General features: G+C 66.7%; 20 protein-coding genes. 14 read left to right on the top strand and 6 right to left on the bottom strand.

Features of this window, described 5'->3' with window-relative positions:
- Positions 1 to 2: 2 nt before the first annotated feature.
- Complete coding sequence (locus V3B25_RS21395; protein ID WP_049421375.1) at positions 3 to 746, bottom strand: 20S proteasome subunits A/B; 744 nt, start codon at positions 744 to 746, stop codon at positions 3 to 5.
- Positions 747 to 838: 92 nt separating this feature from the next.
- Here V3B25_RS21395 and folK point away from each other — a divergent pair, with 92 nt between their 5' ends.
- Positions 839 to 1,324: a 2-amino-4-hydroxy-6-hydroxymethyldihydropteridine diphosphokinase gene (gene folK / locus V3B25_RS21400; protein WP_049421374.1), complete on the top strand. Its 486-nt coding sequence runs from the start codon at positions 839 to 841 to the stop codon at positions 1,322 to 1,324.
- Between the two features lie 31 nt (positions 1,325 to 1,355).
- Here the strand turns inward: folK and V3B25_RS21405 are convergent, their stop codons facing one another.
- Positions 1,356 to 2,093, bottom strand: coding sequence for a pteridine reductase (locus V3B25_RS21405; protein ID WP_024957037.1), 738 nt, complete (start codon positions 2,091 to 2,093; stop codon positions 1,356 to 1,358).
- A 59-nt stretch (positions 2,094 to 2,152) separates the two neighbouring features.
- Between V3B25_RS21405 and V3B25_RS21410 the strand changes: the two genes are divergently transcribed.
- Positions 2,153 to 3,337, top strand: coding sequence for an SAM-dependent methyltransferase (locus tag V3B25_RS21410; protein WP_201117345.1), 1,185 nt, complete (start codon positions 2,153 to 2,155; stop codon positions 3,335 to 3,337).
- Complete coding sequence (locus V3B25_RS21415; protein WP_201117343.1) at positions 3,334 to 3,726, top strand: VanZ family protein; 393 nt, start codon at positions 3,334 to 3,336, stop codon at positions 3,724 to 3,726. Before V3B25_RS21410 ends, V3B25_RS21415 begins: the two co-directional genes overlap by 4 nt.
- 135 nt (positions 3,727 to 3,861) lie before the next feature.
- Here the strand turns inward: V3B25_RS21415 and V3B25_RS21420 are convergent, their stop codons facing one another.
- From V3B25_RS21420 to V3B25_RS21430, 3 genes are all read right to left on the bottom strand, one after another.
- Positions 3,862 to 6,213 (bottom strand): family 20 glycosylhydrolase, encoded by a 2,352-nt coding sequence (locus V3B25_RS21420; protein WP_329811517.1) that lies wholly within the window; start codon positions 6,211 to 6,213, stop codon positions 3,862 to 3,864.
- Positions 6,214 to 6,324: 111 nt separating this feature from the next.
- Positions 6,325 to 9,033, bottom strand: a complete 2,709-nt coding sequence (locus V3B25_RS21425) for a TonB-dependent receptor (RefSeq protein WP_049421369.1) — start codon at positions 9,031 to 9,033, stop codon at positions 6,325 to 6,327.
- 143 nt (positions 9,034 to 9,176) lie between these two features.
- Positions 9,177 to 10,196 carry a glucokinase family protein gene (locus V3B25_RS21430; RefSeq protein ID WP_071229511.1) on the bottom strand — a complete coding sequence of 340 codons (1,020 nt, stop codon included), beginning with the start codon at positions 10,194 to 10,196 and terminating at the stop codon, positions 9,177 to 9,179.
- 376 nt (positions 10,197 to 10,572) lie between these two features.
- Here V3B25_RS21430 and V3B25_RS21435 point away from each other — a divergent pair, with 376 nt between their 5' ends.
- The 11 genes from V3B25_RS21435 to V3B25_RS21485 all read left to right on the top strand — a co-directional run bounded on the left by V3B25_RS21435 (position 10,573) and on the right by V3B25_RS21485 (position 23,160).
- On the top strand, positions 10,573 to 11,862 hold the full coding sequence (locus tag V3B25_RS21435) for a sugar MFS transporter (RefSeq protein ID WP_049421368.1): 1,290 nt from the start codon (positions 10,573 to 10,575) through the stop codon (positions 11,860 to 11,862).
- A 39-nt stretch (positions 11,863 to 11,901) separates the two neighbouring features.
- The gene (locus V3B25_RS21440) at positions 11,902 to 12,969 is read left to right on the top strand and encodes a LacI family DNA-binding transcriptional regulator (protein WP_006391719.1); all 1,068 of its coding nucleotides are present in this window, start codon (positions 11,902 to 11,904) and stop codon (positions 12,967 to 12,969) included.
- Between the two features lie 7 nt (positions 12,970 to 12,976).
- On the top strand, positions 12,977 to 14,005 hold the full coding sequence (locus V3B25_RS21445) for an SIS domain-containing protein (protein ID WP_049400482.1): 1,029 nt from the start codon (positions 12,977 to 12,979) through the stop codon (positions 14,003 to 14,005).
- A complete protein-coding gene (nagA, locus tag V3B25_RS21450; RefSeq protein ID WP_032128952.1) occupies positions 14,005 to 15,153 on the top strand; it encodes an N-acetylglucosamine-6-phosphate deacetylase in 1,149 nt (382 codons plus the stop codon). Before V3B25_RS21445 ends, nagA begins: the two co-directional genes overlap by 1 nt.
- The gene (locus V3B25_RS21455; protein WP_236494381.1) at positions 15,153 to 16,235 is read left to right on the top strand and encodes a heparan-alpha-glucosaminide N-acetyltransferase domain-containing protein; all 1,083 of its coding nucleotides are present in this window, start codon (positions 15,153 to 15,155) and stop codon (positions 16,233 to 16,235) included. The genes nagA and V3B25_RS21455 overlap by 1 nt, the downstream gene beginning before the upstream one ends.
- Before the next feature lie 299 nt (positions 16,236 to 16,534).
- A complete protein-coding gene (locus V3B25_RS21460; RefSeq protein ID WP_329811518.1) occupies positions 16,535 to 19,564 on the top strand; it encodes an autotransporter outer membrane beta-barrel domain-containing protein in 3,030 nt (1,009 codons plus the stop codon).
- A gap of 331 nt (positions 19,565 to 19,895) precedes the next feature.
- Positions 19,896 to 20,930 (top strand): S41 family peptidase, encoded by a 1,035-nt coding sequence (locus V3B25_RS21465; protein WP_329811519.1) that lies wholly within the window; start codon positions 19,896 to 19,898, stop codon positions 20,928 to 20,930.
- 3 nt (positions 20,931 to 20,933) lie between these two features.
- On the top strand, positions 20,934 to 21,149 hold the full coding sequence (locus V3B25_RS21470; protein ID WP_201119410.1) for a hypothetical protein: 216 nt from the start codon (positions 20,934 to 20,936) through the stop codon (positions 21,147 to 21,149).
- Positions 21,150 to 21,299: 150 nt separating this feature from the next.
- On the top strand, positions 21,300 to 22,337 hold the full coding sequence (locus tag V3B25_RS21475; protein ID WP_201117330.1) for a S41 family peptidase: 1,038 nt from the start codon (positions 21,300 to 21,302) through the stop codon (positions 22,335 to 22,337).
- A 3-nt stretch (positions 22,338 to 22,340) separates the two neighbouring features.
- A complete protein-coding gene (locus tag V3B25_RS21480) occupies positions 22,341 to 22,676 on the top strand; it encodes a hypothetical protein (protein WP_049421363.1) in 336 nt (111 codons plus the stop codon).
- 49 nt (positions 22,677 to 22,725) lie between these two features.
- Positions 22,726 to 23,160: an SseB family protein gene (locus V3B25_RS21485; RefSeq protein WP_005419309.1), complete on the top strand. Its 435-nt coding sequence runs from the start codon at positions 22,726 to 22,728 to the stop codon at positions 23,158 to 23,160.
- 48 nt (positions 23,161 to 23,208) lie between these two features.
- Here V3B25_RS21485 and V3B25_RS21490 read toward each other — a convergent pair whose 3' ends face one another.
- Positions 23,209 to 24,429, bottom strand: a complete 1,221-nt coding sequence (locus V3B25_RS21490) for a multifunctional CCA addition/repair protein (RefSeq protein ID WP_075676247.1) — start codon at positions 24,427 to 24,429, stop codon at positions 23,209 to 23,211.
- Positions 24,430 to 24,486 lie beyond the last annotated feature (57 nt).

The following is a 24,486-nucleotide window of genomic DNA, read 5'->3' on the forward strand; positions in this document are numbered from 1 at the left end:
CACTACCGGTCCAGAGTTTCCCAGGGGAACCGCGGCAGCGCGTCCACCGCCTGTTCCAGCCGCCGCGACCAGTTCTGGTGAATATCGGCATACAACGCCGAATCCGCGCCCAGCCGCAGCTGCTGGCCGATGCGCAGCTCGCCGTCGCGCAGCAGCGCCAGATCGATCGGCAGGCCCACCGACAGGTTGGAACGTATGGTGGAGTCCAGCGAGACGATCGCCGTACGCGCGGCATCCTCGAGGTGTGTGGCCGGACTGAGGATGCGGTCGAGGATAGGTTTGCCGTACTTGGACTCACCGATCTGCAGGTAGGGCGTTTCCGGCGAAGCAGCGATGGCGTTGCCGAGCGGGTAGATCATGTACAGCCCGGGACGCTCGCCGGCGATCTGGCCGCCGAAGATCAGCGTGGCCTGGGTGTTGACCCCGTCATGGCCGTGTTCGCTGTGGCTGCTGTGCACCTGGCTGTCCACCAGCAGCTGGCCGACGTACTCGGCGGCTTCGAACAGATGGGCCATGTCGCGCAGGTTGGGCGTGCGCCGTTCGCCGGCATCGCGCCCCAGGCGCGACACCAGCAGCTGGGTGGTGGCCAGGTTGCCAGCCGCCATCAGCACGTAGGCTGCCTGGCCGGGGTACTCGAACACGTGCAGCTTGCGGTGCACGCGCACATCGTCCAGCGAGGCATTGGTCCGGGTGTCGGCGGCGAAGACCAGGCCCTCGTCCACCTCGATTCCAACGCAATAGGTCATGTCGGTGCCCTATCATGTGCGTCCCGGATTGTAGGCAGGCCGCCGTGACGACGGCATGTCCACGCCCCCCCAAGTGCCGTCACCTGAACCGCATGACCACCGTGCTCCTGAGCCTGGGCAGCAACGTCCAGCCCCGTCGCTACCTCCACGCCGCGGTGGCGGCCCTGCGCGAGCGCTTCGGCGCGCTGCAGGTGTCGCCCGCCTACCGTACCGCCGCGGTCGGCTTCGATGGCCCGGCCTTCCTCAACAATGCGGTGGCGATCGAAACCGACCTGCCGCTGCAGGAACTGGACGAGTGGCTGCATGCGCTGGAAGACGCGCACGGGCGCGACCGCAGCGGGCCGCGCTTCTCCGATCGGACCCTGGACATCGACGTAGTGTTCTACGGGGATCTGGTGGTGGAAGGTCCCGGCCACCTGCGCATTCCGCGCCCGGAGCTGAAGCATGCCTTCGTGCTGAAGCCGCTGGCCGACATCGCGCCGGGCTTCATCGACCCGGTCAGCGGGTTGGACCTGGCCACGCTGTGGCGTGCGCACAGACAGTTTGGCGAGGCGTTCGAGGTCGTGGACCTCGGATGACGGAGGTTGCCGGCCAGCGGCCGGGACTACCTCAACTGACCGTTCGCCCACCATCCACGCGCAGGGTGTGGCCGGTGACGAAGCTGGCTTCGGCCACCAGCCAGTAGACCGCCTCGGCGATCTCCTCGACCGTGCCGATCCGTGCCAGCGGCGTGCGTGCCAGCAGCGCTTCGCGGGCGAAATCGTCCTTGCCCTGTTCCGGCCATAGGATCGCCCCCGGCGCTACCGCATTGACCCGCACTTTCGGCGCCAGCTCCAGCGCCAGCGAGCGGGTGGCCATCTCCAGCGCGGCCTTGGCCATGGTGTAGGCGATGTGGTCGCGCATCGGGTCGGTGCCGTGCAGGTCGGTCAGGTTGACGATGCAGCCCTGCTGGCGGCGCAGGTAGGGCGCCGCCGCCTGTGACAGCAGCAGTGGCGCGCGCGCGTTGACCGCATACAGCTCGTCCATTGCCTCGGCGGTGACCTGGCCGAGCGGGGTGGGGAAGAAGTTGGAGGCGTTGTTGACCAGCGCGTCCAGTCGCCCGAAGTGGGTGACGGCCTGTTCCACCAGGTCGGCCAGGGCGTCGGCGTCACGCAGGTCGGCCTGCAGGGCCAGCACGCTGCCCGGGCGCACGTTGTCGAAATCGAACGCGGCCTGCTGCAGCTCCGCGCTGGAGGTGTTGGCATGCAGCACCACCGACCAGCCACAGGCGTGGAACTGGCGGGCGATGGCCGCACCGATCCGGCGCGCGCTGCCGGTGATCAGGACCACGGGGTGGGTGTCGCTCATCGAGGGTCCTCCAAGGCTCGGCTATCCTGTGCACCATTGTCACCGCATTCGAAGACGCCATGCAGCCCACCTTCCCCTTGCCCGAAGCCGATGCCCTGGCCCATAGCGACCAGCTGGCCGCCGCCCTGCGCGCCGAAATCCTTGCGCAGGGCGGGGCGATGCCGTTCTCGCGCTTCATGGAACTGTGCCTGTACACCCCCGGCTGGGGCTATTACAGCGCCGGCGCCAGCAAGTTCGGTGGCAGCGGTGACTTCACCACCGCGCCCGAGCTCGGCAGCCTGTTTGCCGGCAGCGTGGCCAATGCGCTGGCGCCGGTGTTCGCCCAGCTGGGTACGCAGGCGCGCATGCTGGAGCTCGGCGGTGGTACCGGCGCCTTCGCCGAGGCGGTGCTGATGCGCCTGGCCGAGCTGGACGCACTGCCGGCGCGCTACGCGGTCCTTGAACCCAGCGCCGACCTGCGCGAGCGCCAGCAGCAGCGCCTGCAGCAGAACCTACCGGCCGAGCTGGCGGCGCGCGTGGACTGGGTCGACCGGCCGTTCGAGGAGGACTGGGAGGGCGTGGTGTTTGCCAACGAGGTGATCGACGCATTGCCGACGCCGCGCTTCCTGATCCGGGATGGCGAGGTCTACGAGGAAACCGTCGAGCTGGATGCCGAAGGCAACTTCATCCGCGGCGCGCAGCCGGCCGACATCCTGCTCAATGGCGCGGTACGCCACATCGAGCGCTACCTGGAAAAGCCCTTCGCCGAGGGCTACCGCTCCGAAGTGCTGCCGCAGCTGCCGTACTGGCTGCAGGCGGTCGCCGGTGGCCTGCAGCGTGGCGCGATGCTGTTCGTCGACTACGGTTACAACCGCGGCGAGTTCTACCAGCACGACCGCGACGATGGCACCGTGCGTGCGTTCTACCGCCACCACGTGCACAACGACGTGCATCGCTGGCCGGGCCTGCAGGACATCACGGCGTCGGTGGATTTCACCGCGATGGCCGAGGCCGGCATGCACGGCGGTTTCGAGCTGGCCGGTTACTGCAGCCAGGCCAGTTTCCTGCTTGGCAACGGCCTGGACCAGGTGCTGCTGCTGGCCGAGGAACGCACCGATGAGGTCGGCCGCATCCAGCTGCGCGACCAGGTGAAGAAGCTGACCCTGCCGACGGAAATGGGCGAGCGCTTCCAGGCCATCGGCCTGCAGCGTGGCGTCGATTTCGAGCCGGCCTTCGAGCTGGGTGACCTGAGCTGGCGCCTGTGAGCCATGCGTTGCCGGTGATCAAGCCGCTGCGGCGGCCCCGGCTCTGGGCCGCGCTGTGGGCGGTGGCAGTACTGCTGGTGATCGTGGTCTGCCTGATCCCACCACCGCCGATTCCGTTGCCGGAAAACAGCGACAAGGGCGAACACTTCCTCGCCTATTTCATCCTGGCCGGCAGCGCGGTGCAGCTGTTCCGTCGGGGCCGCCCGCTGCTGTGGGTGGGCGTGGGCCTGGTGTTGATGGGCATCGGCATCGAATTTGCCCAGGGTGCGCTGACCAGCAACCGCATGGCCGACCCGATGGATGCCATCGCCAACACGGTCGGTGTGCTCGCCGGCATGGCCACCGCACTGACCCCGCTGCGCGACCTGCTGCTGCGCTGGCGCGGGTAAAGGCGTGCCAACCAAGGTTGGCACCTACCGGTAGATCCACGCCATGCGTGGATGGAATCAGTAGATCCACGCCATGCGTGGATGAGCTGCCCGGGGTGCCGACCAAGGTCGGCACCCACCATGACAGACCTGTCATTACTTCCCCAGCGTGACCTCATCCAGCACCCACATCGCCGGGCGCGTGTCGCCGGTGAAGTTGATGCACAGGTCACCGCTGCCCTGCGTCCCCTTCGGCAGTGCCGCACGCAGGGTCACGAAGCCATCGGCACCGGGCTTGGCCGGCAGCGGTACCTCAGCCAGCACTTTGCCGCTGCAGTCGCCGCGACGCACCTGCATCTCGCCGTGCGCGCGCTTGGCCTTCTCGAAGCGGCGCTTGGGTTCGTCGTGGGCCAGCTGGAAATAGTATGGGATGCGGCCGGCACGGACTTCCACGCTGCCGATACCGTCCAGCTGCGCCTGCGGCCAGCGCCAGCACGGCTGGAAGATGTCCACGTTGAACACCGCACGGTTGCCTTCGCGGGGGCCATCGTCTTCCAGGCGCAGCACCAGGCCCTTCTTGCCCACGCAGCTGAGCAGCTCATCGCTACGGCGGCTGAGCAGCGACTGTGCGGTGAAGGCGGCGATGGTCGGTTTCGCCGCCAGCATCTGGCCCTGGTAGAACGCGGCGGCCTGCACGGTGGTTGGCAGCTTTCCGGTCAGCGGCTGCTGGTACAGCGGCGACTGCGCGGTCACCCGCTGTCCGTCGGTGCTGTAGCGCACCTCATAGCCCAGCGGATTGGCCAGCGACACGGTCACCGTGTTCTTCGCGCGATCATCGGTATAGTCCACGCCTACTTCGAACGGGGTCTGCGCATAGGCCAGGCCCCAGGCACGGTAGCGCTGCAGCTGTGCCGGCAGGCGTGCGAGGAAATCGCGGAAGTCGCGATGTTCCGGCGTGCTCCAACCGGTCTCGGCCACAGCGGCCAGGCGCGGGAACAAGTTGTGCTGCAGGCGCGCATAGCTGCGCGTGTGCTCGGTGAACATGTTGGCCTGCAGGCCGAGAATGTGCCCGCGCTTGTCTGCGGCCAGTTCGGCCGGCACCGGCTCGAAGTTGTACAGCTTGCCGAGGTTGACCTGGGTCGGGCGACCCGGCGGTTCGTTCGGCGAGGCAGTCTGCAGGTAATCCAGGTACAGGTAGCCGACCGGCGACATGATCACGTCATGCCCGGCACTGGCCGCAGCGAGGCCACCTTCGGTGCCCTGCCACGACATCACCGTGGCCTGCGGCGGCAGACCCCCTTCGAGGATCTCATCCCAGCCGATCAGGCGCCGGTCGTGTTCCTCCAGGAACGTCTCCAGGCGCTTGATGATGTGGCTCTGCATGGCCATCTCATCCTTGATGCCCAGTGCACGCATGCGCTGCTGCACCTGCCTGGAGGCTTCCCACTGGTCCTTCACCGCCTCGTCGCCACCCACGTGCACGTACCTGGCCGGGAACAGTTCGATCACTTCCTCCAGCACGTTCTCGAGGAAGGTGACGGTGCTGTCTTCCACGTTGAACAGGTTCGGGAACACGCCCCATTCGCTGATCGGCTTCAGCGGGGTATTGATCGAACCCAGTTCCGGATACGCGGCGATCGCTGCGGTCGCGTGCCCCGGCACATCGATTTCCGGAATCACCTGGATATGCAGCTTGGTGGCATAGGCGATTACTTCGCGGATCTGGTCCTGCGTGTAGAAGCCGCAGTACGGATGCTCCTGGCCGCTGATCGGATCGATGCCGCCATCGCCGGCCGGCAGGCGGCAGCTGCCCACTTCGGTCAGCTTCGGGTAGCGCTTGATCTCCATGCGCCAGCCCTGGTCATCGGTGAGGTGCCAGTGGAAGGTGTTGAGCTTGTGCGCAGCCATTGCGTCGAGCACGCGCTTGATCTCGTCCAGGCTCTGGAAATGCCGTGCGGAGTCGAGCATGAAACCGCGCCAGCTGAAGCGTGGCGCATCCTGGATCTGCACCGCTGGCAGCACCCCGTTGCTGCCGCCGGTGGCGAGCTGGGCGAGGGTGGTCGCGCCGTAGAACAGGCCGGTTTCGTTGCCGGCCTGGATCAGCACGCCCTGCGCGGTGCTTTCCAGCGTGTAGCTTTCGCCGCTGTCGCGGAAGGTGGGCACGATCTGGAAGCGGATGCTGCCGGTCTTGGCTGCAGCGTTGGCCAGGACCAGGCGCGGGCCACCACTGCGGGCCAGCAGGTCGGCAAACTGGGCGGCGACGCGCTGCGCGGCTTCGCCTTCGGCCTGCAGCACGGTGTCGGCGCGGACGGTGATGCCGCTGCCCTGGCCGCGCTGCACGGTGGCCGGGGCGGGAATCAGCATCAGGCTGTCGGCGCGCAGCAGGGGGCCGGGTGCTTCAGTGGCGGGGGTGGGGTCGGCGGCAAGTGCCGGCAGTGCCGGCAACAGGGCGAGCAGGCTGCCCAGCAGCACTGCGCTGCGCATCCGGGCGCGGGAAGGCTTGACCATCGGTACGACTCCTTGGAACGGTGCGATGAACGCTATACATGAAAAACGCCGGGCCCGGAATGACCCAGGCCCGGCGTGCGTGCACGACTCGGCGATGTTGCTGCCGCTGGATCAGTACTTGAAGCGGAAGTTGAGGTAGTACTGGCGACCGTTGCTGTAGAACGAGGTCGGGATGGCCGCGGTCTGGTAGTACTTGTAGGTCGGGTTGTTGAGGTTGAGCGCATCGAAGCTGATGCTCAGCCAGTCGGTGGCCTTGTAGCTCAGCGACGCCGACAGGGTGCCGAAGTCATCTTGGTAGTACGGGTTGGCGCCGGACAGGCCGATCAGGAACGACGAACGGCGGGTGTAGCTGACGCGTGCACCGAAGGTATCGTTCTCGAAGTATGCACCGACGTTGTAGGTGTTCTTCGAAGTACCCAGCAGGTTGTCGCTGCCATCGGCCCAGGTGTGGTCGGTGCTGCCATCGGCGTAGGTGTAGTTGGCATTGACACCGAAGTACTCGCCGATCGGCTGCTCATAGGCCACTTCGATACCGCGCACCTTGCCGTCGGCATTGCGCGGGCGGGAGATGTTGTACTCCTCGAGACGGTTGGTCAGCTCGCTGAACAGCATTTCCTTCTCGGTGCTGAAGGCCACGTAGTCCTTCAGGCGCATCGAGTAGGCACCGATCGACAACATGCCGCGCGGCATGAAGTACCACTCCAGGTTGGCGTCGAAGTTGGTCGACACCACCGGCTTCAACTTCGGATTGCCGCCACCGCCGGTCCGGTTCAGGTCCGAACCGTACGACGAGGCACCCAGTGCCGAGAAGTCCGGCAGGGTCTGGGTCTGCGAGGCGGCCACGCGCAGTACCAGGTCGTCACGCAGGTCGTACTTGAAGTTGGCGCTCGGCAGCACACGGTTGTGCTTGTTCTCGAATGCTTCGCGGGTCCACGCGCCGAACAGGCTGCTCACGTCCGGCACGGTCGAACCGGTGGCGGCGGCGTAGGTATCGATATCCTGCTTGATGTTGACGTAGCGCAGGCCGACGTTGCCGCTCCAGCGGTCGCCGCTGAAGTTGCCCTGTACGTAGGCAGCGAAGTTCTTCTCGGACACCGTCCACTCGGCGCCGTAGTTGTGGCGGCCGGTCGGGCCGTCATTGCCGGACAGCCAGGTGGAGTTGTTGGTCACTGCTTCCTTCAGTGCGCCCGGGGTGAAGTACCACAGGTCACGCGGGAAGCTGCCACCGATGCCGTTGGCGAAGCCACCGGGGAAGTTGGCGGTGGCGCCGTTCTTCAGCGCATTCCAGATCGCGCCCGGGGTTGCGCCTTCCGGCGACTTGGCCTCGCGCTTGTGGTCGCCGAAGCGGGCGCCGAAATCAATCGAGTTCAGTACGCCAGCGTCGGCGAAGTACTGGTTGAAATCGAGCGTGGCCCACTTTTCCTTGTCGATCGCGGTGACCTGCTGGTTGCCCCAGGTGCCGAAGTCGGTCACGCCGCTCGGGCCGATGTTGCCCCCGACGTTCCAGTCGATCGGCGAGCCGTTGCCGTGGGTTGCCCAGGTGGCGCCGCCACCACGGGCCAGGTTGACTTCGGCGATGTACTGGCGCGGCGTTTCGCCGGTGCCCTTGGTGCTGCCAGCCTGGAATTTCATGCCCAGGTTGTCGCTGATCTGCCAGTCGGCATCGAAGGTGATGTAGTTGGTCTTGGCCTTCGACTCGCGGTAGATCATGTCGTACACCGCGTAGTCGCGGTCGGCCTGGCCGGCGAAGGTGGCGTTGGACAGCACGCCATCCTTGATGACGTAACCCGGATTCGGGGCCTGGCCCGGAATCAGGATCTTGTTGCCATTGGCATCTTCAACGGTGCGGTCATTGAGGATGCGGCCACCCCACAGCATGAAGTTGCGGTTGTAGTTGTTCGCCTTCAGTTCCGAGCTGAAGCCTTCCAGGCCCAGGGTCAGGTTGTCCATCGGCTTGAACTGCAGCGACACCAGGCCGCCCTTGCGCTCGCGGGTCTGTTCGAACAGGGTCGAGCCGAGCAGGCCCGGGGCATAGACGCCGGCCAGGTCCGGGTTGGACTTGGCCACGGTGCCATTCGGATCGATCTGGAAGAAACCGCCCGGGATTTCCTGCGCTTCGCGGCGCAGCTCGCGCTTCTGGCTGAAGGCCTGCACCATCACGCCGAAGTTGCCTTCGTCGTTCTTGTAGTTGAACAGTGCCGACAGCTGCGGGTCGTTGGACTTGGCCTGGTCCGAACGCACCATGCCGACGGAGCCTTCCGCAGTGAGCTGCTTGGAGAATTCCAGCGGCTTGCGGGTGAGGATGTTGACGGTACCGGTGGTGCCGCCGTCCTGCAGCTTGGCCTGCGAGGACTTGTTCACTTCCACCGAGCGCACCAGTTCCGACGGCAGCAACGAGTAGCTCACGCTGCGGCCGACGTTGTTGCCCTGGCTGAGCACGAACCAGTCGGCGGTGCCGACGGTGTGGCCGTTGATCAGAGTCTGGGTCAGGCTCGGGCTGGTACCACGCAGGCTGACGCGGTCGGCTTCGTCGAAGCCGCCTTCGTCGGCGCTGGACGAGCTGATGTTCACGCCCGGCAGGCGCTGCAGGGTGTCGGCGACGTTGTGCGCGGGCAGCTTGCCCACGTCTTCGGCGGTGACCACTTCCACGCGCGCATTGGCTTCGCGCTTGGTGTCCAGCGATTTTTCCATCGACCCACGGATGCCGGTGACCTGCACGGTATCCAGGTCGGTGGCGGTCTGGGCGGCCTGCTGCGCATGTGCACTGAAGGCGATGCAGCTGACGATGGCGGCCGAAAGCAGGGTCTTGCGGGTGTTCATGATGTCTCTCCTCATCACTCGATTGGATGCCGGCGGCGGTGTTCGATTACGGTTGCGATGACATGCGCGGGGCGGCGGCGAAGTCCCGTGCGTTGGCGTGCCACGTACTGCGTGCTGCGATTGCGTTGAAGCCTGTTGCGGTGTCAGGCGGCCGACTGCTGCTGCAGGTACCAGCTGGCAGCGCCGACCACGCCCAGCTGGCCGTGCTCGACGACCTTCACCGGGATGCGTGCCAGCGCTTCGCCCATCGGCCCCTTCTGCAGGTAGCGTTCGACGAAGGTGCTGGCGTGCAGGTATTCGCGGATCTGCGGCAGGATGCCGCCGGCCAGGTAGACGCCACCATGGGCGCCGTAGAACAGCGCCATGTCGCCGATGGTGCTGCCGAGCAGGCCGCAGAACACATCCAGCGCCTGGCGCGCATGTGCATCGCTGTCGGCCATGGCCGCAGCGGTGACCGCGTCGGGGCTGGCCAGGGTCGGCGCCTGGCCCTGCAGTACGCACACCGCGCGGTACAGGTTCATCAGGCCCGGGCCGGAGATCGCGTGTTCGATCGACACGTGCGCGCGGTCGCGCTGCATGTGGCGGACGATGGCCATTTCCAGTTCGGTGCTGGCGGCCAGGGTCGGTTGCCCGGCTTCGGTCGGGAGCACGACCGGGCCGTGCGCGGTAGGGATCCACAGCGCGGCGCCGAGGCCGGTGCCGGGGCCGACCACCAGGGTCGGGCCGCGGGCGGCGGTTTCCGGTCCGCACAGGTGCAGCACGCCACTGGCGTCAACCTGCGCGGCGGCGTAGGCCACGGCTTCGAAGTCGTTGACGATGTAGACCCGCTGCAGGCCGACGTCGGCTTCCACCTGGCGCGCCGACAGCGGCCACGGCAGGTTGGCGGTGATCACCGTGCCGTCCTCGCGGGCGTAGCCGGCACTGGCGACCACGCAATGCGTGGGCCGCGGGCCTTCGCCGAGGAAGTCGGACAGGATCGCGCTGAGGCCGGCATGGTCGGCGTTGCGGTATTTGCGGTACTCCAGCACCTGCACCGGATGGGCGGCATCACCGCTGGCCTGGACCCGGGCCACGCGCACATGGGTGCCACCGACGTCGGCGGCCAGGAACGTCGGCGCGACTCGGGACAGGACATGGGCCGGGGCGGGGTGGCTGGCGGTCACGCGGGCTCCTGCTGCAGGTGGGGCCGGCCCCGGGATCGGGGGCGGCGATTGGGGCGGAGTCTGTAACCCCGCTGACAACGATGTCAACGAGTTCGTGACACTTTCGTTGCTGCATCGCAACGAATGCGACATGCAGTAAACGTTTACATGGCGTGAGTGCGGGTTTCACGTGGGAACCGTTGCCGCACATGGGTCAAGGCCTTAGGCGCATTCAGCACGATGCGTTGCGATCGGGTTGCGCAGTGCAGCACGAGGTTCACAGGGTTGCGCGTGGAAGTTGACAAACCGCGGCTGTCCATCGAAAGAATGTGACAACGTTGTTCCCAGCCACTCTCCGACGCCGTGTTCTGCGGCCGTCGCCGCAGGAGCCCTCCTGATGTCCGCCGTCCCCGCTGCAAGCGCGCGCCCGAACGTGGCCACCTCCATCGCCATCGTTGGCGTGTTGTTCTTCCTGATCGGCTTCTTCACCTGGCTCAACGGCCCGCTGATCACCTTCGTCAAGCTCGCCTTTGAACTCAGCGAGGTCGGCGCCTTCCTGGTGCTGATGGTGTTCTACCTGTCCTACTTCTTCCTGGCCCTGCCGGCGTCCTGGATCCTGCGCCGCACCGGCATGAAGAAGGGCCTCAGCCTGAGCCTGCTGGTGATGGCCGGTGGTGCTGCGTTGTTCGGTGAGTTCGCCACCCAGCGCTGGTACCCGGGCGCGCTTGGCGGCCTGTTCGTGATCGGCAGCGGCCTGGCCCTGCTGCAGACCGCGATCAACCCCTACATCTCCATCCTTGGCCCGATCGAGACGGCGGCACGCCGCATCGCGCTGATGGGTATCTGCAACAAGATCGCCGGCATGCTGGCGCCGGTGCTGATCGGCACGCTGGTGCTGCACGGCATCGGTGACCTCGATGCACAGGTGCAGGCCGCAGATGCGGTCACAAAGGCCGCGCTGCTGAACGAGTTTGCCGCCAAGATCCACACCCCGTACCTGGCGATGGCTGCGCTGCTGGTGGTACTGGCGGTGGCCGTGCTGTTCTCGCCGCTGCCGGAAATCAAGTCGTCCGAAGCCAACGCTACGCCGGTGGCGGCCGGTGCCGCCGAACGCCGCAGCATCTTCCAGTTCCCGCACCTGTGGCTGGGCGTGCTGTGCCTGTTCGTCTACGTGGGCGTGGAGGTGATGGCCGGTGATGCGATTGGTACTTACGGGCATGGCTTCGACCTGCCGCTGGACCAGACCAAGTTGTTCACCTCGCTTACCCTTGGCGCGATGCTGGTGGGCTACGTGGTCGGCCTGCTGCTGATCCCCAAGGTCGTGTCGCAGTCGCGCTACCTGACCATTTCGGCGGTGCTGGGCGTGGTGTTCTGCCTGGGCGCCTGGGCCACCCACGGCTATGTATCGGTGGCCTTCGTGGCCCTGCTGGGCTTCGCCAACGCCATGATGTGGCCGGCGATCTTCCCCCTGGCGATCCGCGGCCTGGGCCGCTTTACCGAGACCGGCTCGGCCCTGCTGGTGATGGGCATTGCCGGTGGCGCGATCATTCCGCAGCTGTTCGCCGTGCTCAAGCAGCACATCGACTTCCAGCTGGTGTTCGTGTTGCTGATGGTGCCGTGCTACCTGTACATCCTGTTCTACTCGGTGGTCGGCCACCGCGCCGGCCTGCCGCAGGACAAGGCCTGATCGGCGATGATGGACGGCAGCCAACCCCAGGGAAAACCCATGCGCAGAGCGACCATCAAGGACGTTGCGGAAAAGGCCAAGGTCTCGCTGAAGACGGTCTCGCGGGTGATCAACAACGAGCCTTCGGTGATGCAGGCCACCCGTGCGCGGGTGCTGCGTGCCATCGCTGAACTCGATTACGAACCCGATCCATCCGCGCGCAACCTGCGCAGCGGCACCACCTTCGTGATCGGGCTGGTCTACGACAACCCGAACCCGTACCACATCATCGGCGTGCAGAACGGCGTGCTGGCCGCGTGCCGCGAGACCGGTTTCGGCCTGCAGATCCATCCCTGCGATTCCAGCTCGCCGCTGCTGGCCGATGAGCTGGCCGACTGGGTGCAGCGTTCGCGCCTGGCCGGGTTGGTGCTGACCGCACCGATGTCCGAGCGCCGCGACCTGATCCAGGCGCTGACCGCGCGCGGCATCAAGCTGGTGCGCATCATTGCCGCCACCGAAGACCCGGCCGACGGCGCCTGCGTGTTCGTCGACGACCGCGAGGCCGCCTACGAGATCACCGAGCACCTGATCCAGCTGGGTCACCAGCGCATCGGCTTCCTCTGGGGCGGCATCTCGCACCGCTCCTCGGGCGAACGCTATGCCGGTTACGAAGCCGCGCTGAAGGACTACGGCATGACCGTGGACAAGCATCTGGTGGTGCAGGGCGACTACACCTTCGACGATGGTTTCCGCGGCGCGCGCCGCCTGCTGGCGCTGCGCGAGCCGCCCACCGCCATCTTCGGTTCCAACGACGAAATCGCTGCCGGCGTGCTGGCCGCTGCCAAGTCGGCCGGCATGAACGTGCCCTACGACCTGTCCATTGCCGGTTTCGAGGACAGCCCGTTCTCGCGCCAGTCGTGGCCGCCGCTGACCACCGCCAAGCAGGCCACCGAGGACATTGCCCGCCATGCCGCGCGCTTGCTGATCGCACAGCTGCGCAGCGACGCCTACGACGATGCGCCGGCACCGCTGCACAACCAGGGCTTCGTGCCACAACTGGTGGTGCGCGGCTCGACCGCGCCGATGCGCCCGGCCGGCGCGCGCCCCCTTCCTTCCGATCCTGCCTGAGCCCGCCATGTCGCTGTCAGATCCGACTTCCACCCTGATGTTCGCCGAGGCCGCTGAAGCGGCCGACGTGGTCGCGCGCCAGTTCTCGCGCAACCACGCCACCATGGAAACCCTGGCCGCCAGCCTGCGTGCGGCGCCGCCGCCGTTCGTGGTCACCTGTGCACGCGGCAGCTCCGACCATGCCGCCACCTATGGCAAGTACCTGCTGGAAACCCAGCTGGGCCTGGTGGTCGCATCGGCTTCGCCGTCGGTGGGTTCGGTCTACGCTGCGCCGCTGCAGCTGCGTGGCGCGCTGTTCATCGTCATCTCGCAGTCGGGCAAGAGCCCGGACCTGCTGCGCAACGCCGAGGCAGCCAAGGCCGCCGGCGCGCGCGTGATCGCGCTGGTCAACGTCGAGGATTCGCCGTTGGCGCAGCTGGCCGATACGGTCATTCCGCTGCACGCCGGTGCCGAGAAGAGTGTGGCGGCGACCAAGAGCTACCTGGCGTCGCTGGCTGCGCTGCTGCAGCTGGCTGCCTACTGGAAGCAGGACGCAAGCCTGCGTGCGGCGCTGGACCTGCTGCCGGACGCGATGCGCGAGGCCTGGCAGTGCGACTGGACGCCGGTGACCGAGGGCCTGGTCGAGGCGACCAACCTGTTCGTGCTCGGCCGTGGCCTGGGCCTGGGCGCGGCGCAGGAAGCTGCACTGAAGTTCAAGGAAACCTGCAGCCTGCATGCCGAAGCCTACAGCTCGGCTGAAGTGAAGCATGGCCCGATGGCGCTGGTCGACCGCGGTTTCCCGGTGCTGGCCTTTGCCCAGCCGGATGAAACCGGCGCCGGCACCCGTGCCGTCGTCGAGGAATTCACCGCGCGCGGTGCACAGGTGTGGATGGCCGGTGCCGGTGGCAACCTGCCGGTAGCGGCCGCGCCGCATCCGCTGTGCGCACCGCTGCTGACCGTGCAGAGCTTCTACCGCGCGATCAACGCGCTGGCGCTGCGTCGTGGCTTCAACCCGGATCTGCCGCCGCACCTGAACAAGGTCACGGAGACGGTGTGATGGCCACGGTCCTGCGCAATGCCCGCATCCTGGCAGGCGACGAGTTCCGCGATGATCTGGCGGTGGTGATCGAGCACGGCCGCATCAGCGCGCTGCTGCCCGATGCAGCGCCGCAGCTGGGCCAGGCCGCCGAGCAGGTTGATCTGAGCGGTGGCTGGCTGCTGCCCGGTTTCATCGATGTGCAGGTCAATGGTGGCGGCGGCGCGCTGTTCAACAACACGCCGGACGTGGCGGCACTGCGCACCATCGCGCAGGCGCACCGCCGCTTCGGTACCACCGCGATGCTGCCGACGCTGATCAGCGACGACGTGGGCGTGATGCGTGAAGCCATCGATGCGATGCGCGAGGCGATCGCGCAGGGTGTGCCAGGCGTGATCGGCATCCATCTGGAAGGTCCGTACATCGCGCCGGCCCGCAAGGGTACGCACGATGCCAGCAAGTTCCGTGTGCCAGACGAAGCAGAGATCGCGCTGGCCGCATCGCTGGACAACGGCGTGACCCTGCTGACGCTGGCACCGGAACGCGTGCCGCTGGAGACCATTCGCGCGCTGGTCGAGCGCGGCGTGGTCGTTGCCGCTGGGCATACCGCAGGCACCTACGAAGAGATCCGCGCCGGTCTGGATGCAGGCGTGCGTGGCTTCACCCACCTGTACAACGCGATGTCGCCGCTGCAGGGGCGTGAGCCCGGCGCGGTCGGCGCTGCGCTGGAAGACCGCGACAGCTGGATCGGCATCATCGTTGATGGTGTGCATGTGCATCCGGCCAGCCTGCGCGTGGCGCTGGCGGCCAAGCCGCGCGGCCGCCTGCTGTTGGTCACCGATGCGATGCCGCCGGTTGGCGCCGACGATCCCAGTTACGTGCTGTACGGCGAAACCATCACCGCCATCGACGGCGTGGTGCGCAATGCCGCCGGTTCGCTGGCGGGCTCGGCGCTGGACATGGCCACCGCGGTGCGCAACACCGTGCAGCTGCTCGGCCAGCCACTGGCCGAAGCCGCGCGCATGGCCTCGACCTATCCGGCGCAGTTCCTCAACGTTGACGATCGTCTGGGCCACATCGCCGAGGGCTACCAGGCCGACCTGGTGCTGCTGGACGATGCCCTGCAGGTGCGTGGCACCTGGATTGCCGGACAATACGAGGCCGCCTGATGGCCGATCCCTTGAAGGGAAGTATGCCGCCGCGCCGCCTGGGCTCGATCGATGCCCTGCGCGGCATCACCGTGGCGGCAATGCTGCTGGTCAACAACCCGGGTGACTGGAGCGCGGTGTTCGCGCCGCTGCGTCATTCGGAATGGCATGGCTGCACGCCTACCGATCTGGTGTTCCCGTTCTTCCTGTTCCTGGTGGGCGTGTCGATGGCCTTCAGCGTGGCGCCACGCGCGCTGGACGCGTCGGCGCGACCGGCATTGGCACGCGGCGTGCTGGAGCGCGCACTGCGCATCCTGGTGGCCGGTGCGTTGCTGCACCTGCTGATCTGGTGGGCGCTGGATACCCATCACTTCCGCATCTGGGGCGTGCTGCAGCGGATCGCGGTATGCGCGGCGCTGGTGGGCGTGCTCGCGGTGTATGCGCGTCCGCGCGCACAGGCGGCCGTACTGGTCAGTCTGCTGGTGGGGTATACCGTACTGCTGCTGGGCGTCGGCGATCTGGCGCCGTGGACCAATCCGGCCAGTCGTCTGGATACCACGCTGTTCGCACCGTGGATCTACCAGTGGCATGCCGATACCGGGCTCGGACATGACCCGGAAGGGCTGCTGAGCACGCTGGGCGCGTTGGCCAGCACGGTGCTCGGCCTGCTTGCCGGTGGCCTGCTGCGCAATGGGCGTTCGGCGGCATTGGCCGGGCTGGGCGTGGCGACCGCTGTGCTCGGCCTGTTGCTGGCCATCGTGTTGCCGCTGAACAAACAGCTGTGGACGCCCAGTTACGTGCTGTGGACGGGCGGTCTTGCGGCGCTGGCGCTGTGGCTGGGCCACGTGCTGATCGACCAGAAGGGCTGGCCCGCGCTGGGCCGGCGCTTCGGGGTCAATGCAATCACCGCCTATCTGGGCGCATCGGTGATGTCGGTGGTGTTGATGGCGACCGGCGCCTGGGGCTGGATCTGGCAGCATCTGGCCACGGCGATGCCGCAGGCGCTGGAACTGGCGTCGATGCTGCAGGCGCTGGTGTTCGTCGCACTGTGGTGGGGCGTGGCGTGGTGGCTGGACCGGCGGAAGATCTATCTGAAGATCTGACCCCATCCGCCAACGGCATCCACGCATGGCGTGGATCTACCACGTGCCATGAGTGAATCGATTGGCGATGCAGGGTCAGTAGATCCACGCCATGCGTGGATGCTTTGCGCTTGATTCCCACGTGCCGAAAAAATGAACGATTTCAGCCACATCACATTGGCGTGAGGACCGGGCGATTTCACATCTGAACTGTGATTCTCTGCACGCAAGTTCACCTGTCGAAACGGTTCACCACACGGCAGACTGCAAGCGCAGTGCCGCACATACGCAGTTCCTGATTTCCCGTCCAGGAGTGCCCCATGTCCCGTGCCGTTCCGCGTGCGTTCCGCCCGCGCCGCCTTGCTGTTTCCGTGTCGCAGGCCCTCGCCGTTCCGTCCCTGCTTCTGACGACCGCCAGCGTCGCCTGGGCGGGCTGCAACAACCCGGCACCGACCGCCGGCCAGACCGTCACCTGTGATGCCAACGCACCGAATCCGCAGACCGTTCCCGTTGCCGCCAGTGGCGCGGCCGGAATCACCGTCAACGTCGGCAATGGTGCCCAGTTGCAGCAGAGTGGTGGTGGATCGGCCCTCGTGCTGGTCGGTGCCGGTGGTCACCTGCTGTCAAACCAGGGAACGATCAGTTCGCTGGGCGGTGCGGCCGTGCAGCTTGGGGGCGGCAGCCGCGTCGAGAACCTTGGCAGCATCAGCACCGGCAACACCATCGCCCTGCAGTTCGTCGGTGGCGGTAACAGCGTGTTGATCAACCGCGGAACCATCAGTGGCCGCACAGGCGTGCAGTTCGATGCGGGCAACGATCGCTTCGAGATGCAGGCCGGCAGCATCACCGGAGGCGTACTGCAGGGCGATGGAAACGATGTGCTGCTGCTCAGTGACGGCACGATCGACAGCGTCGACCAGGGCGGTGGCGATGACCAGATGACTGTCACCGGCGGCACCGTCACCGGCGTGGTGGTGCAGGGCAGTGGCCGCGATGATTTCGTCATGAGTGGCGGCACGATCGGCGCGCTGCAGCAGGGCGACAACATCGATACCTTCCGCATGAGCGGTGGCCGCATCGTCGGTGCGTTCGAGGATGGCGACCAGGCCTGGATGACCGCTGGCCGCATCGGCCGCGTCAACATGAAGCTGGACAAGAATCTGTGGGATCAGTCCGGCGGCATCGTTGAGGGCAACGTGGTCACCGGCTTCGACACCGACACCATCATCATCTCGGGTACGGCCTACATCGGCGGCAACATCAGTGTCAGTGGTGGTGCCGACAGCGTGACCATCACCGATGGCACCGTGCGCGGCCAGGTACTGCTCAGCACCGGCAACGACACCTTCAACTGGAACGGCGGCGGCATCGTCTACGGCGCGATCGACATGGGGCCGGACAACGACGTGGCCAACCTCAGCAACCTCAACCAGGGCAACCTTGGTGCAGTGCCGCTGTTCGACGGTGGCAGTGGCATCGATCAGCTCAATCTCAGCAACGTCAAGACCGCCGGCGTAGGCCGTTTCCAGAACTGGGAGGCGATCAGCCTGGCCAACAGCACCGAGCTGAGCTTCGATGGGGATCTGGTGCTGGGTGACAGCGGAACCGGCACCGGCACGCTCACGGTGGATGACACCAGCACTGTCTACGCGGGCAGTGGCGGCCATGCCGTCCGTCCGTTCAACAGTGGCACACTGGTGGAGATGGTCAATGCCGGGCGCATCGACCTGACCGGTACCGGCGCTGGCGACGTGTTCACCGTGCGTGGCAACTACCGCGGTGACGGTGGCGGCCTGTACCTGCGTACCGTGCTGGGTGCGGACAATTCCACCAGCGACCGCCTGGTGATCGATGGCGGTGTCGCCACCGGCACGACCGGCATCGGCGTCATCAACGCTGGAGGCAGTGGAGCGGCCACGTTGGCCGATGGCATCCTGGTGGTGCAGGCCCTGAATGGTGGTCGCACTGCGCCGGGCGCGTTTTCGCTGTTCGCACCGGTTGCGGCCGGTGCCTACGAGTACTTCCTGTTCAAGGGCGGTGTCAGTGCCGGTACCAGCGAGAACTGGTACCTGCGCTCGACCGTGGTGGCCGGCCCGGCACCGGCGCCCAACGGAAGCGGTATCAATGGCGTACCGCCGCCGCCGGCGCCACCCGTCGCACCCCCACCACCGATCACCCCGGCACCGCCACCGCCGCCCGAAGGTGCCACCGATCCGGATCTGACCGCAGGCGAGACCGCGCCGCCACCACCGCCGCCGGAACCGGCGCCGGTGGCACCGCCCAGCGATCCGGCGGTGCCGGACGTGCCGGTGGCCGGCGGTGCATTGCCCGGTACTGGCGCGCCGCCGACACCGGGTGCGCGTCCCGCCGAAGGCGCGGTGGTGCCGCTGTACCGCGTCGAGACTGCCACCTATGCCTTGGTGCCGCCGCTGCTGCGCGAGACCTCGCTGGCCAGCTTGGGTACCTTCCACGAGCGGCAGGGCGAGCAGCGCCTGCTGTACAACCAGGGTGCGTTCCGCACCGCCTGGGGCCGTCTGGTGGGGCAGAGCAGCGAGATCCACTGGAAGGGCGATGCGCAGCCGGGCTTCGATGGCGATGTGATGGGCCTGCAGGCCGGTCTGGATGTGTGGGCTGCTGCCTCTGACAACCACCGCAACCAGATCGGCGTGTTCGTCGGCCGCACCCGCGCGCAGGGCAAGACCACCGGCCTGGCACTGGGCTGGGAGAACGTGCAGGTAGGCCAGAACCGCCTGGACGACAAGCACGTGGGCCTGTACTGGACCTTCACCGACAGCAGTGGCGGCTACATCGACGCCGTGGCGATGCAGAGCCGCTACGACGGCCGCGTACGTTCCTCGCGCGGGCTCGGCTTCGGGATCAAGGGTGATGGCACCAGCGTGTCGGTGGAGGCGGGCAAACCGCTGCTGCACTTCGGGCAGTCGGCGTGGTGGCTGGAACCGCAGGTGCAGGTGATCTGGCAACGCACCTCGCTGGACGACCGCCGCGATGCGGTGTCGAGCGTACGCTTCGACAACGACAACGCCTGGACCGGCCGCATCGGCCTGCGCCTTGCCGGCGACTATCAGCTGGCCGACAACGGCTGGCAGCCGTACTTCAAGTTCAACTACTGGCATGGCCGTTCCGGCGAAGACCGCGTCGGCTTCGACAACGACACGATCATCAATTCGCAGCGCTCGCGTGCACTGGAGGCCGGCGTCGGTGTGGTCGGGCGCTTCAACCGCACCATCAGCGCCTATGCCGTGGCCGACTACACACGCGAACTGGGCGGCGACCGCAACGAGAAGCGCCGCATCATCGAAGGCAACATCGGCCTGCGCGCGGACTGGTAGCGCCGGGCCATGCCCGGCGGCATGACCCGCTCTGGTGGGTGTCGACCTTGGTCGGCACAGATTCCACCGGCGCCATGACCCTGCTCTGGTAGGTGCCGACCTTGGTCGGCACGGATTCCACCGGCGCCATGACCTTGCTCTGGTAGGTGCCGACCTTGGTCGGCACGACTCTCTCCGCTGCCATGACCCTGTAGAGCCGAGCCATGCTCGGCTGCTTCGGTCCAATCCCACAGAGCCGAGCATGGGCTCGGCTCTATAGAACAACGGTGCGTGGCGAGATCGATCCCGCCACGGCTATCCTATGGCTTCGATACATGACAAGGAGTCGTCGATGCTGGACCTAAGGAATGTTCGTGCCGCCATGCTCGCCACGCTGCTGCTTTCATCTGCGGCCGCTGTTGCAGAGGAAACAGTGGAGCTGCCGTCGCCCGAAGCGCGTGAGCAGATGCTGCAATTGTTGGAAACACAGTCCTTGTACCGTGGCCGCGTCGATTGGAACGACGTGCGCGCGCGCCTGAACGCCGCAGGTGATGACCGCGCACAACAGCGCCGTGTTCTGGATGAGGCCGCCGCACGCAGCAGCGGAGGCCACGGCCGTTGGTTTTCACCAAGCGAGCAGCGTCAGCGCTCCGAACGTGCTCAGCGCTTGAATGCCGCTCAGGCGACCGACCTCGCTGCCCCCAGACACGCCAATCCCCGCGTCGGCGTGCTGCGGGTGAGCCCCTTCGTGGAAGACCTGCAACGCAGCGAATCGGAACGTTATGAAGCACGCAAGGTCTACGCGCTGGCGTTGCAGGAGCGTATCGCTGGCCTGGATGACGGAATGCGGTGCGGCTGGGTAGTGGATGTAAGCAGCAATGGCGGCGGCAACATGTGGCCGATGTTGTTTGGTTTGTTGCCATTGCTGCATGGAACGCCGGATACGCAGGGAGCGTTGATCGGCGCTTTCCGTAGTGCCAATGGATTGCTGTGGTGGCGGCAGGCGGAAGGTGAAGTCGTGCAAGGCAACGCATCGATGCTGCGTTCACGACAGGGCGCGTATCGGCTGCGTGCGGGCACGGCACCGGTGGCGGTGGTGATGGGGGCAGGCACTGCCAGCTCCGGCGAAGCAGTGGCACTCGCGTTTCGAGGGCAACCAGGGAGTCGTAGTTTCGGTCAGCCGAGCGCGGGCTTTTCTACCGGCAATCGACCGACGACGCTGGTGGACGGTACCACCTTGCTGTTGACCCACAACGTCATGACCGATCGTAACGGCCAGGGTGACGGTGGCAGGATGCAGCCGGATCAGGCTACCCCCAGCGGACCGGCCACCCTTGCCGCCGCCCAAGCCTGGCTGCTGGCCCAGCCCGCCTGCCAGGGCAGCTGATCCATGATCCTGATCGGCCAGCACGAGCGGGTGGTGGTGGTCGGCCCAACCGAACCCCAACACTGCCTACGCTGCCAGACGGAAACCGAGTTCGCGCCCCAGCTACGCTACAAGATGGCGCGCATCGATCTGCTGTTCGGCCTCACCTACCATCGCCGCTACGAGACCCGCTCTGGTAGGTGTCGACCTTGGTCGGCACAGATTCCACCGGCGCCATAACCCTGTAGAGCCGAGCCATGCTCGGCTGCTTTGATCGTGTCCCATGCAGCCGAGCATGGGCTCGGCTCTACAACGGCTATCCGCGTAATGGCGCGGCATGATTCGCCACGGTTATGCTGTGAACCTGACCCAACGACAAGGAAACGTCGCATGCAGATGTGCAAGGGAGTTCTTGGGAATGGCGCGCTGATACTGACCCTTCTGGCAGCCAACGCAACGGCCGCCATCGCGTCCACCACCGAAGTACCTTCGCCGGAAGCGCAGGTACAGATCCTGGATCTGCTCGAGCATGAAGCCTTGTACCGCGACAAAGTGGACTGGCCTGCCGCTCGTAAGCGACTGGCGTCGTTGCAGGCGTACCCGGGTGCGTTGCATACCGCCCTGCGTGAAATCATCGTGGAGAGCACCGGGGGGCATGGTGTCTGGATGACGCTTGCACGCAAGCGTGAAGCCACGGAGCGCTCGAAGCAGGTCGGCGCTGAGGCCGTTGCCAAGGCGAAAGTGGCTGGTGCCGTCGATGCACGCATTGGCTGGGTGGTCATCGAAGGCTATGCCGCCACGCCGGGGGCTACGCGGCAGGACGAGTTTAATCAGGACATCCAGCGCGCGCTGCAATGGCAGGATGTCATCCGTGGCAAGGACAGCGGCGATCGCTGTGGCTGGATTGTCGATCTGCGCAGCAACCGTGGGGGCAACATGTGGCCGATGCTGCTGGGTGTTGCGCCGTTGCTGCGCACGTCGTCGACAGGCGTGGAAGAGGTCGGGTGGTTTGCTACTGCCCACGGGTCGCGGCGCTGGAGTCTGACGCCGACCATGGTGCAGGTTGATGGTCGTCCCAGGCTGGGATTCGGTCGACCGGGGTATTCCCTCAAGCAGCCCGGCGCGCCCGTCGCCGTTCTGGTTGGGTCGAATACCGCCAGCTCTGGCGAAGCGACGATGCTGTCATTCAGGGGGCGCCCCCAGACGCGGAGTTTCGGGCAGTCGACAGCGGGCTTCTCGACAAGCAACGATACGCGGCCCTTGGTGGATGGCAGTGTGTTGGCGGTGACGACCGCGGTGATGAAAGACCGCACTGGCGCTGGCGCCGGTGCCAGGATTACTCCGGATGAATTGACGACAGGCGATGCGGCCACCCTTGCCGCCGCCCAAGCCTGGCTGCTGGCCCAACCCGCCTGCCAGGGCCGCTGATCCATGATCCTGATCGGCCAGCAGGAGCGGGTGGTGGTGGTCGGCCCGACCGAAGCCCACCACTGCCTGCGCTGCCAGACGGAAACCGAGTTCGCCCCCCAGCTGCGCTACAGGATGGCGCGCATCGACCTGCTGTTCGGCCTCACCTACCATCGCCGCTACGAGCTGGCCTGCTGCCGGTGCGGGCACGGCTGGGTGCTGGATACCGAGACCATGGACCAGCAGCTGGGTGGGGTGCCGATCCCGTGGCGGCACCGCTTCGGCCTGCCGCTGATGCTGGTGGTGGTGGCCGGTCTGGCGGCGCTGGGCTGGCTGTGGCGTCATGGATTCCTCGGTTGAGGAGCGGGCCTGTTAAAGTCTGCCCTGCAATCACGTACCGGAACCGACCATGGACCACGACACCCCGTTCGAACCCCTCAACGACCTCGAGGTGCGCCTGCTGCAGGCCCAGGACGGCACGCTGACCGCAGCGCAGTTCCTCGACGGCCTGCTGACCTCGACGGCGTTCGTGCTGCTGGACAAGGCCATCGGCGAAGATGGCGCCTGGGACGAGAGCATCTCGCCGCTGGTGCTGACCAGCGAGAGCGGCGAGCCGATGTTCGCGGTGTTCACCGCCCCCGAGCGCGCCGGCCTGTGGCACGAGCAGCTGCCGCAGTTCGCCCATGCCATGCCGATTGCGGTGCATGCGCTGTTGGCCGGTATCGGCGACGGCGTCGGCCTGGTGCTGAACCCGGGCCTGGACGTGGGCATGGAGATGATTCCCGATGCCGTGGCCCAGCTGAAGCAGCGTGCGGCGGCGATCACCCGCGGCATGGCGCACTGAATCCAGGGATTGTCTGGGTGCCGGCCAGCGGCCGGCACTACCAGGGCTTCAGCGGGCGGCGGCGATGGCTTTCACCCGCGCCTTGGCCAGTGCTTCGCCGATGGCCGGGCCCTTCAGATGCGTGGTATCCAGATCCCGCGCCTGCACTGACAGCGCCGCCTGGTGCAGGCGCTTGAGCGTTTCGCCCTGTGGGTAGTCGGCATCCTCGAAACCGAGCCGACCGCGCTTGTCGGCCTCGCAGCACAGCGCGATACGAGCCACGCGCTCTGGCCTGCGCAGCGCATCGCATCGGCCCAGCAGTTCCAGCACAGTGGCATCGCGCAGTTCGTCGATGCGGTGCACGTTCAAGTGCTCGCGGCAGACCGCTTCGGCCAGTTGCTGGTGCTCGGTGGGAATCTTCAACCGCGCGCACAATGCCTTCAGCGGTTTGATGCCGCGCTGCTCGTGCATGATGTGGCGCGGCCATTCCTCCGGCGGGGTCAGGCCCTTGCCGAGGTCGTGGGTGAGGGCAGCGAAGCCGACCAGGTCATCACCCGGTGCCAGCTTCGCGGCCATGTCGCTGACCATTTCCTGGTGGATGCCGGTATCGACTTCCGGGTGGAATTCGGCACGCTGCGGCACGCCATACAGCGCTTCGAGCTCGGGCAGGATCGGGCCCAGTGCCTGCGCATCGTGCAGCGTGCGCAGGAAGGCGGAGGGCCGTTCACTGACCAGCGCCTTGCGCAGTTCCTGCCAGACGCGTTCCGGCACCAGCGCGTCCAGCTCGCCACTGGCGGCGACCTCGCGCATCAGCGCCATGGTCTCTTCGGCGACGGTGAAGCCCAGTGGCGCGAAGCGCGCCATGAAGCGCGCCGCGCGCAGCACGCGCAGTGGATCTTCCACGAACGCCGGGCCGACGTGGCGCAGCACGCGCTGCTCAAGATCGCGAACGCCACCGTAAGGATCGACCAGCGTGCCGGTTTCCTCATCGCAGGCGATCGCGTTGATGGTGAAGTCGCGGCGCTGCAGGTCCTCTTCCAGCGTCACCGCCGGATCGGCATCGACCACGAAGCCGCGATAGCCACGGCCGGATTTGCGCTCGGTGCGCGCCAGCGCGTATTCCTCACCCGTCTTCGGATGCAGGAACACCGGGAAATCGCGGCCGACGGCGGTGTAGCCCTGCGCCTCCATCTGCGCGGGCGTGGCACCGACCACCACCCAGTCGCGGTCGCCGGCAGGGCGTTGCAGCAGGCGGTCGCGCACGGCGCCGCCGACAAGATAGATCTTCATGGGGGGATGATCGCACGGTAGGTGCATGAGCATCGGTAGTGCCGGCCGCGGGGCGGC

Source organism: Stenotrophomonas sp. SMYL8 (assembly GCF_036320065.1).
Lineage (GTDB): Bacteria > Pseudomonadota > Gammaproteobacteria > Xanthomonadales > Xanthomonadaceae > Stenotrophomonas > Stenotrophomonas maltophilia_A.

Coding starts and splice junctions, on each gene's coding strand:
- V3B25_RS21395 (WP_049421375.1), bottom strand. CDS start 746: ATGACCTATTGCGTTGGAATCGAGGTGGACGAGGGCCTGGTCTTCGCC.
- folK (WP_049421374.1), top strand. CDS start 839: ATGACCACCGTGCTCCTGAGCCTGGGCAGCAACGTCCAGCCCCGTCGC.
- V3B25_RS21405 (WP_024957037.1), bottom strand. CDS start 2,093: ATGAGCGACACCCACCCCGTGGTCCTGATCACCGGCAGCGCGCGCCGG.
- V3B25_RS21410 (WP_201117345.1), top strand. CDS start 2,153: ATGCAGCCCACCTTCCCCTTGCCCGAAGCCGATGCCCTGGCCCATAGC.
- V3B25_RS21420 (WP_329811517.1), bottom strand. CDS start 6,213: ATGGTCAAGCCTTCCCGCGCCCGGATGCGCAGCGCAGTGCTGCTGGGC.
- V3B25_RS21425 (WP_049421369.1), bottom strand. CDS start 9,033: ATGAACACCCGCAAGACCCTGCTTTCGGCCGCCATCGTCAGCTGCATC.
- V3B25_RS21435 (WP_049421368.1), top strand. CDS start 10,573: ATGTCCGCCGTCCCCGCTGCAAGCGCGCGCCCGAACGTGGCCACCTCC.
- V3B25_RS21440 (WP_006391719.1), top strand. CDS start 11,902: ATGCGCAGAGCGACCATCAAGGACGTTGCGGAAAAGGCCAAGGTCTCG.
- V3B25_RS21445 (WP_049400482.1), top strand. CDS start 12,977: ATGTCGCTGTCAGATCCGACTTCCACCCTGATGTTCGCCGAGGCCGCT.
- nagA (WP_032128952.1), top strand. CDS start 14,005: ATGGCCACGGTCCTGCGCAATGCCCGCATCCTGGCAGGCGACGAGTTC.
- V3B25_RS21455 (WP_236494381.1), top strand. CDS start 15,153: ATGGCCGATCCCTTGAAGGGAAGTATGCCGCCGCGCCGCCTGGGCTCG.
- V3B25_RS21460 (WP_329811518.1), top strand. CDS start 16,535: ATGTCCCGTGCCGTTCCGCGTGCGTTCCGCCCGCGCCGCCTTGCTGTT.
- V3B25_RS21465 (WP_329811519.1), top strand. CDS start 19,896: ATGCTGGACCTAAGGAATGTTCGTGCCGCCATGCTCGCCACGCTGCTG.
- V3B25_RS21470 (WP_201119410.1), top strand. CDS start 20,934: ATGATCCTGATCGGCCAGCACGAGCGGGTGGTGGTGGTCGGCCCAACC.
- V3B25_RS21475 (WP_201117330.1), top strand. CDS start 21,300: ATGCAGATGTGCAAGGGAGTTCTTGGGAATGGCGCGCTGATACTGACC.
- V3B25_RS21480 (WP_049421363.1), top strand. CDS start 22,341: ATGATCCTGATCGGCCAGCAGGAGCGGGTGGTGGTGGTCGGCCCGACC.
- V3B25_RS21485 (WP_005419309.1), top strand. CDS start 22,726: ATGGACCACGACACCCCGTTCGAACCCCTCAACGACCTCGAGGTGCGC.
- V3B25_RS21490 (WP_075676247.1), bottom strand. CDS start 24,429: ATGAAGATCTATCTTGTCGGCGGCGCCGTGCGCGACCGCCTGCTGCAA.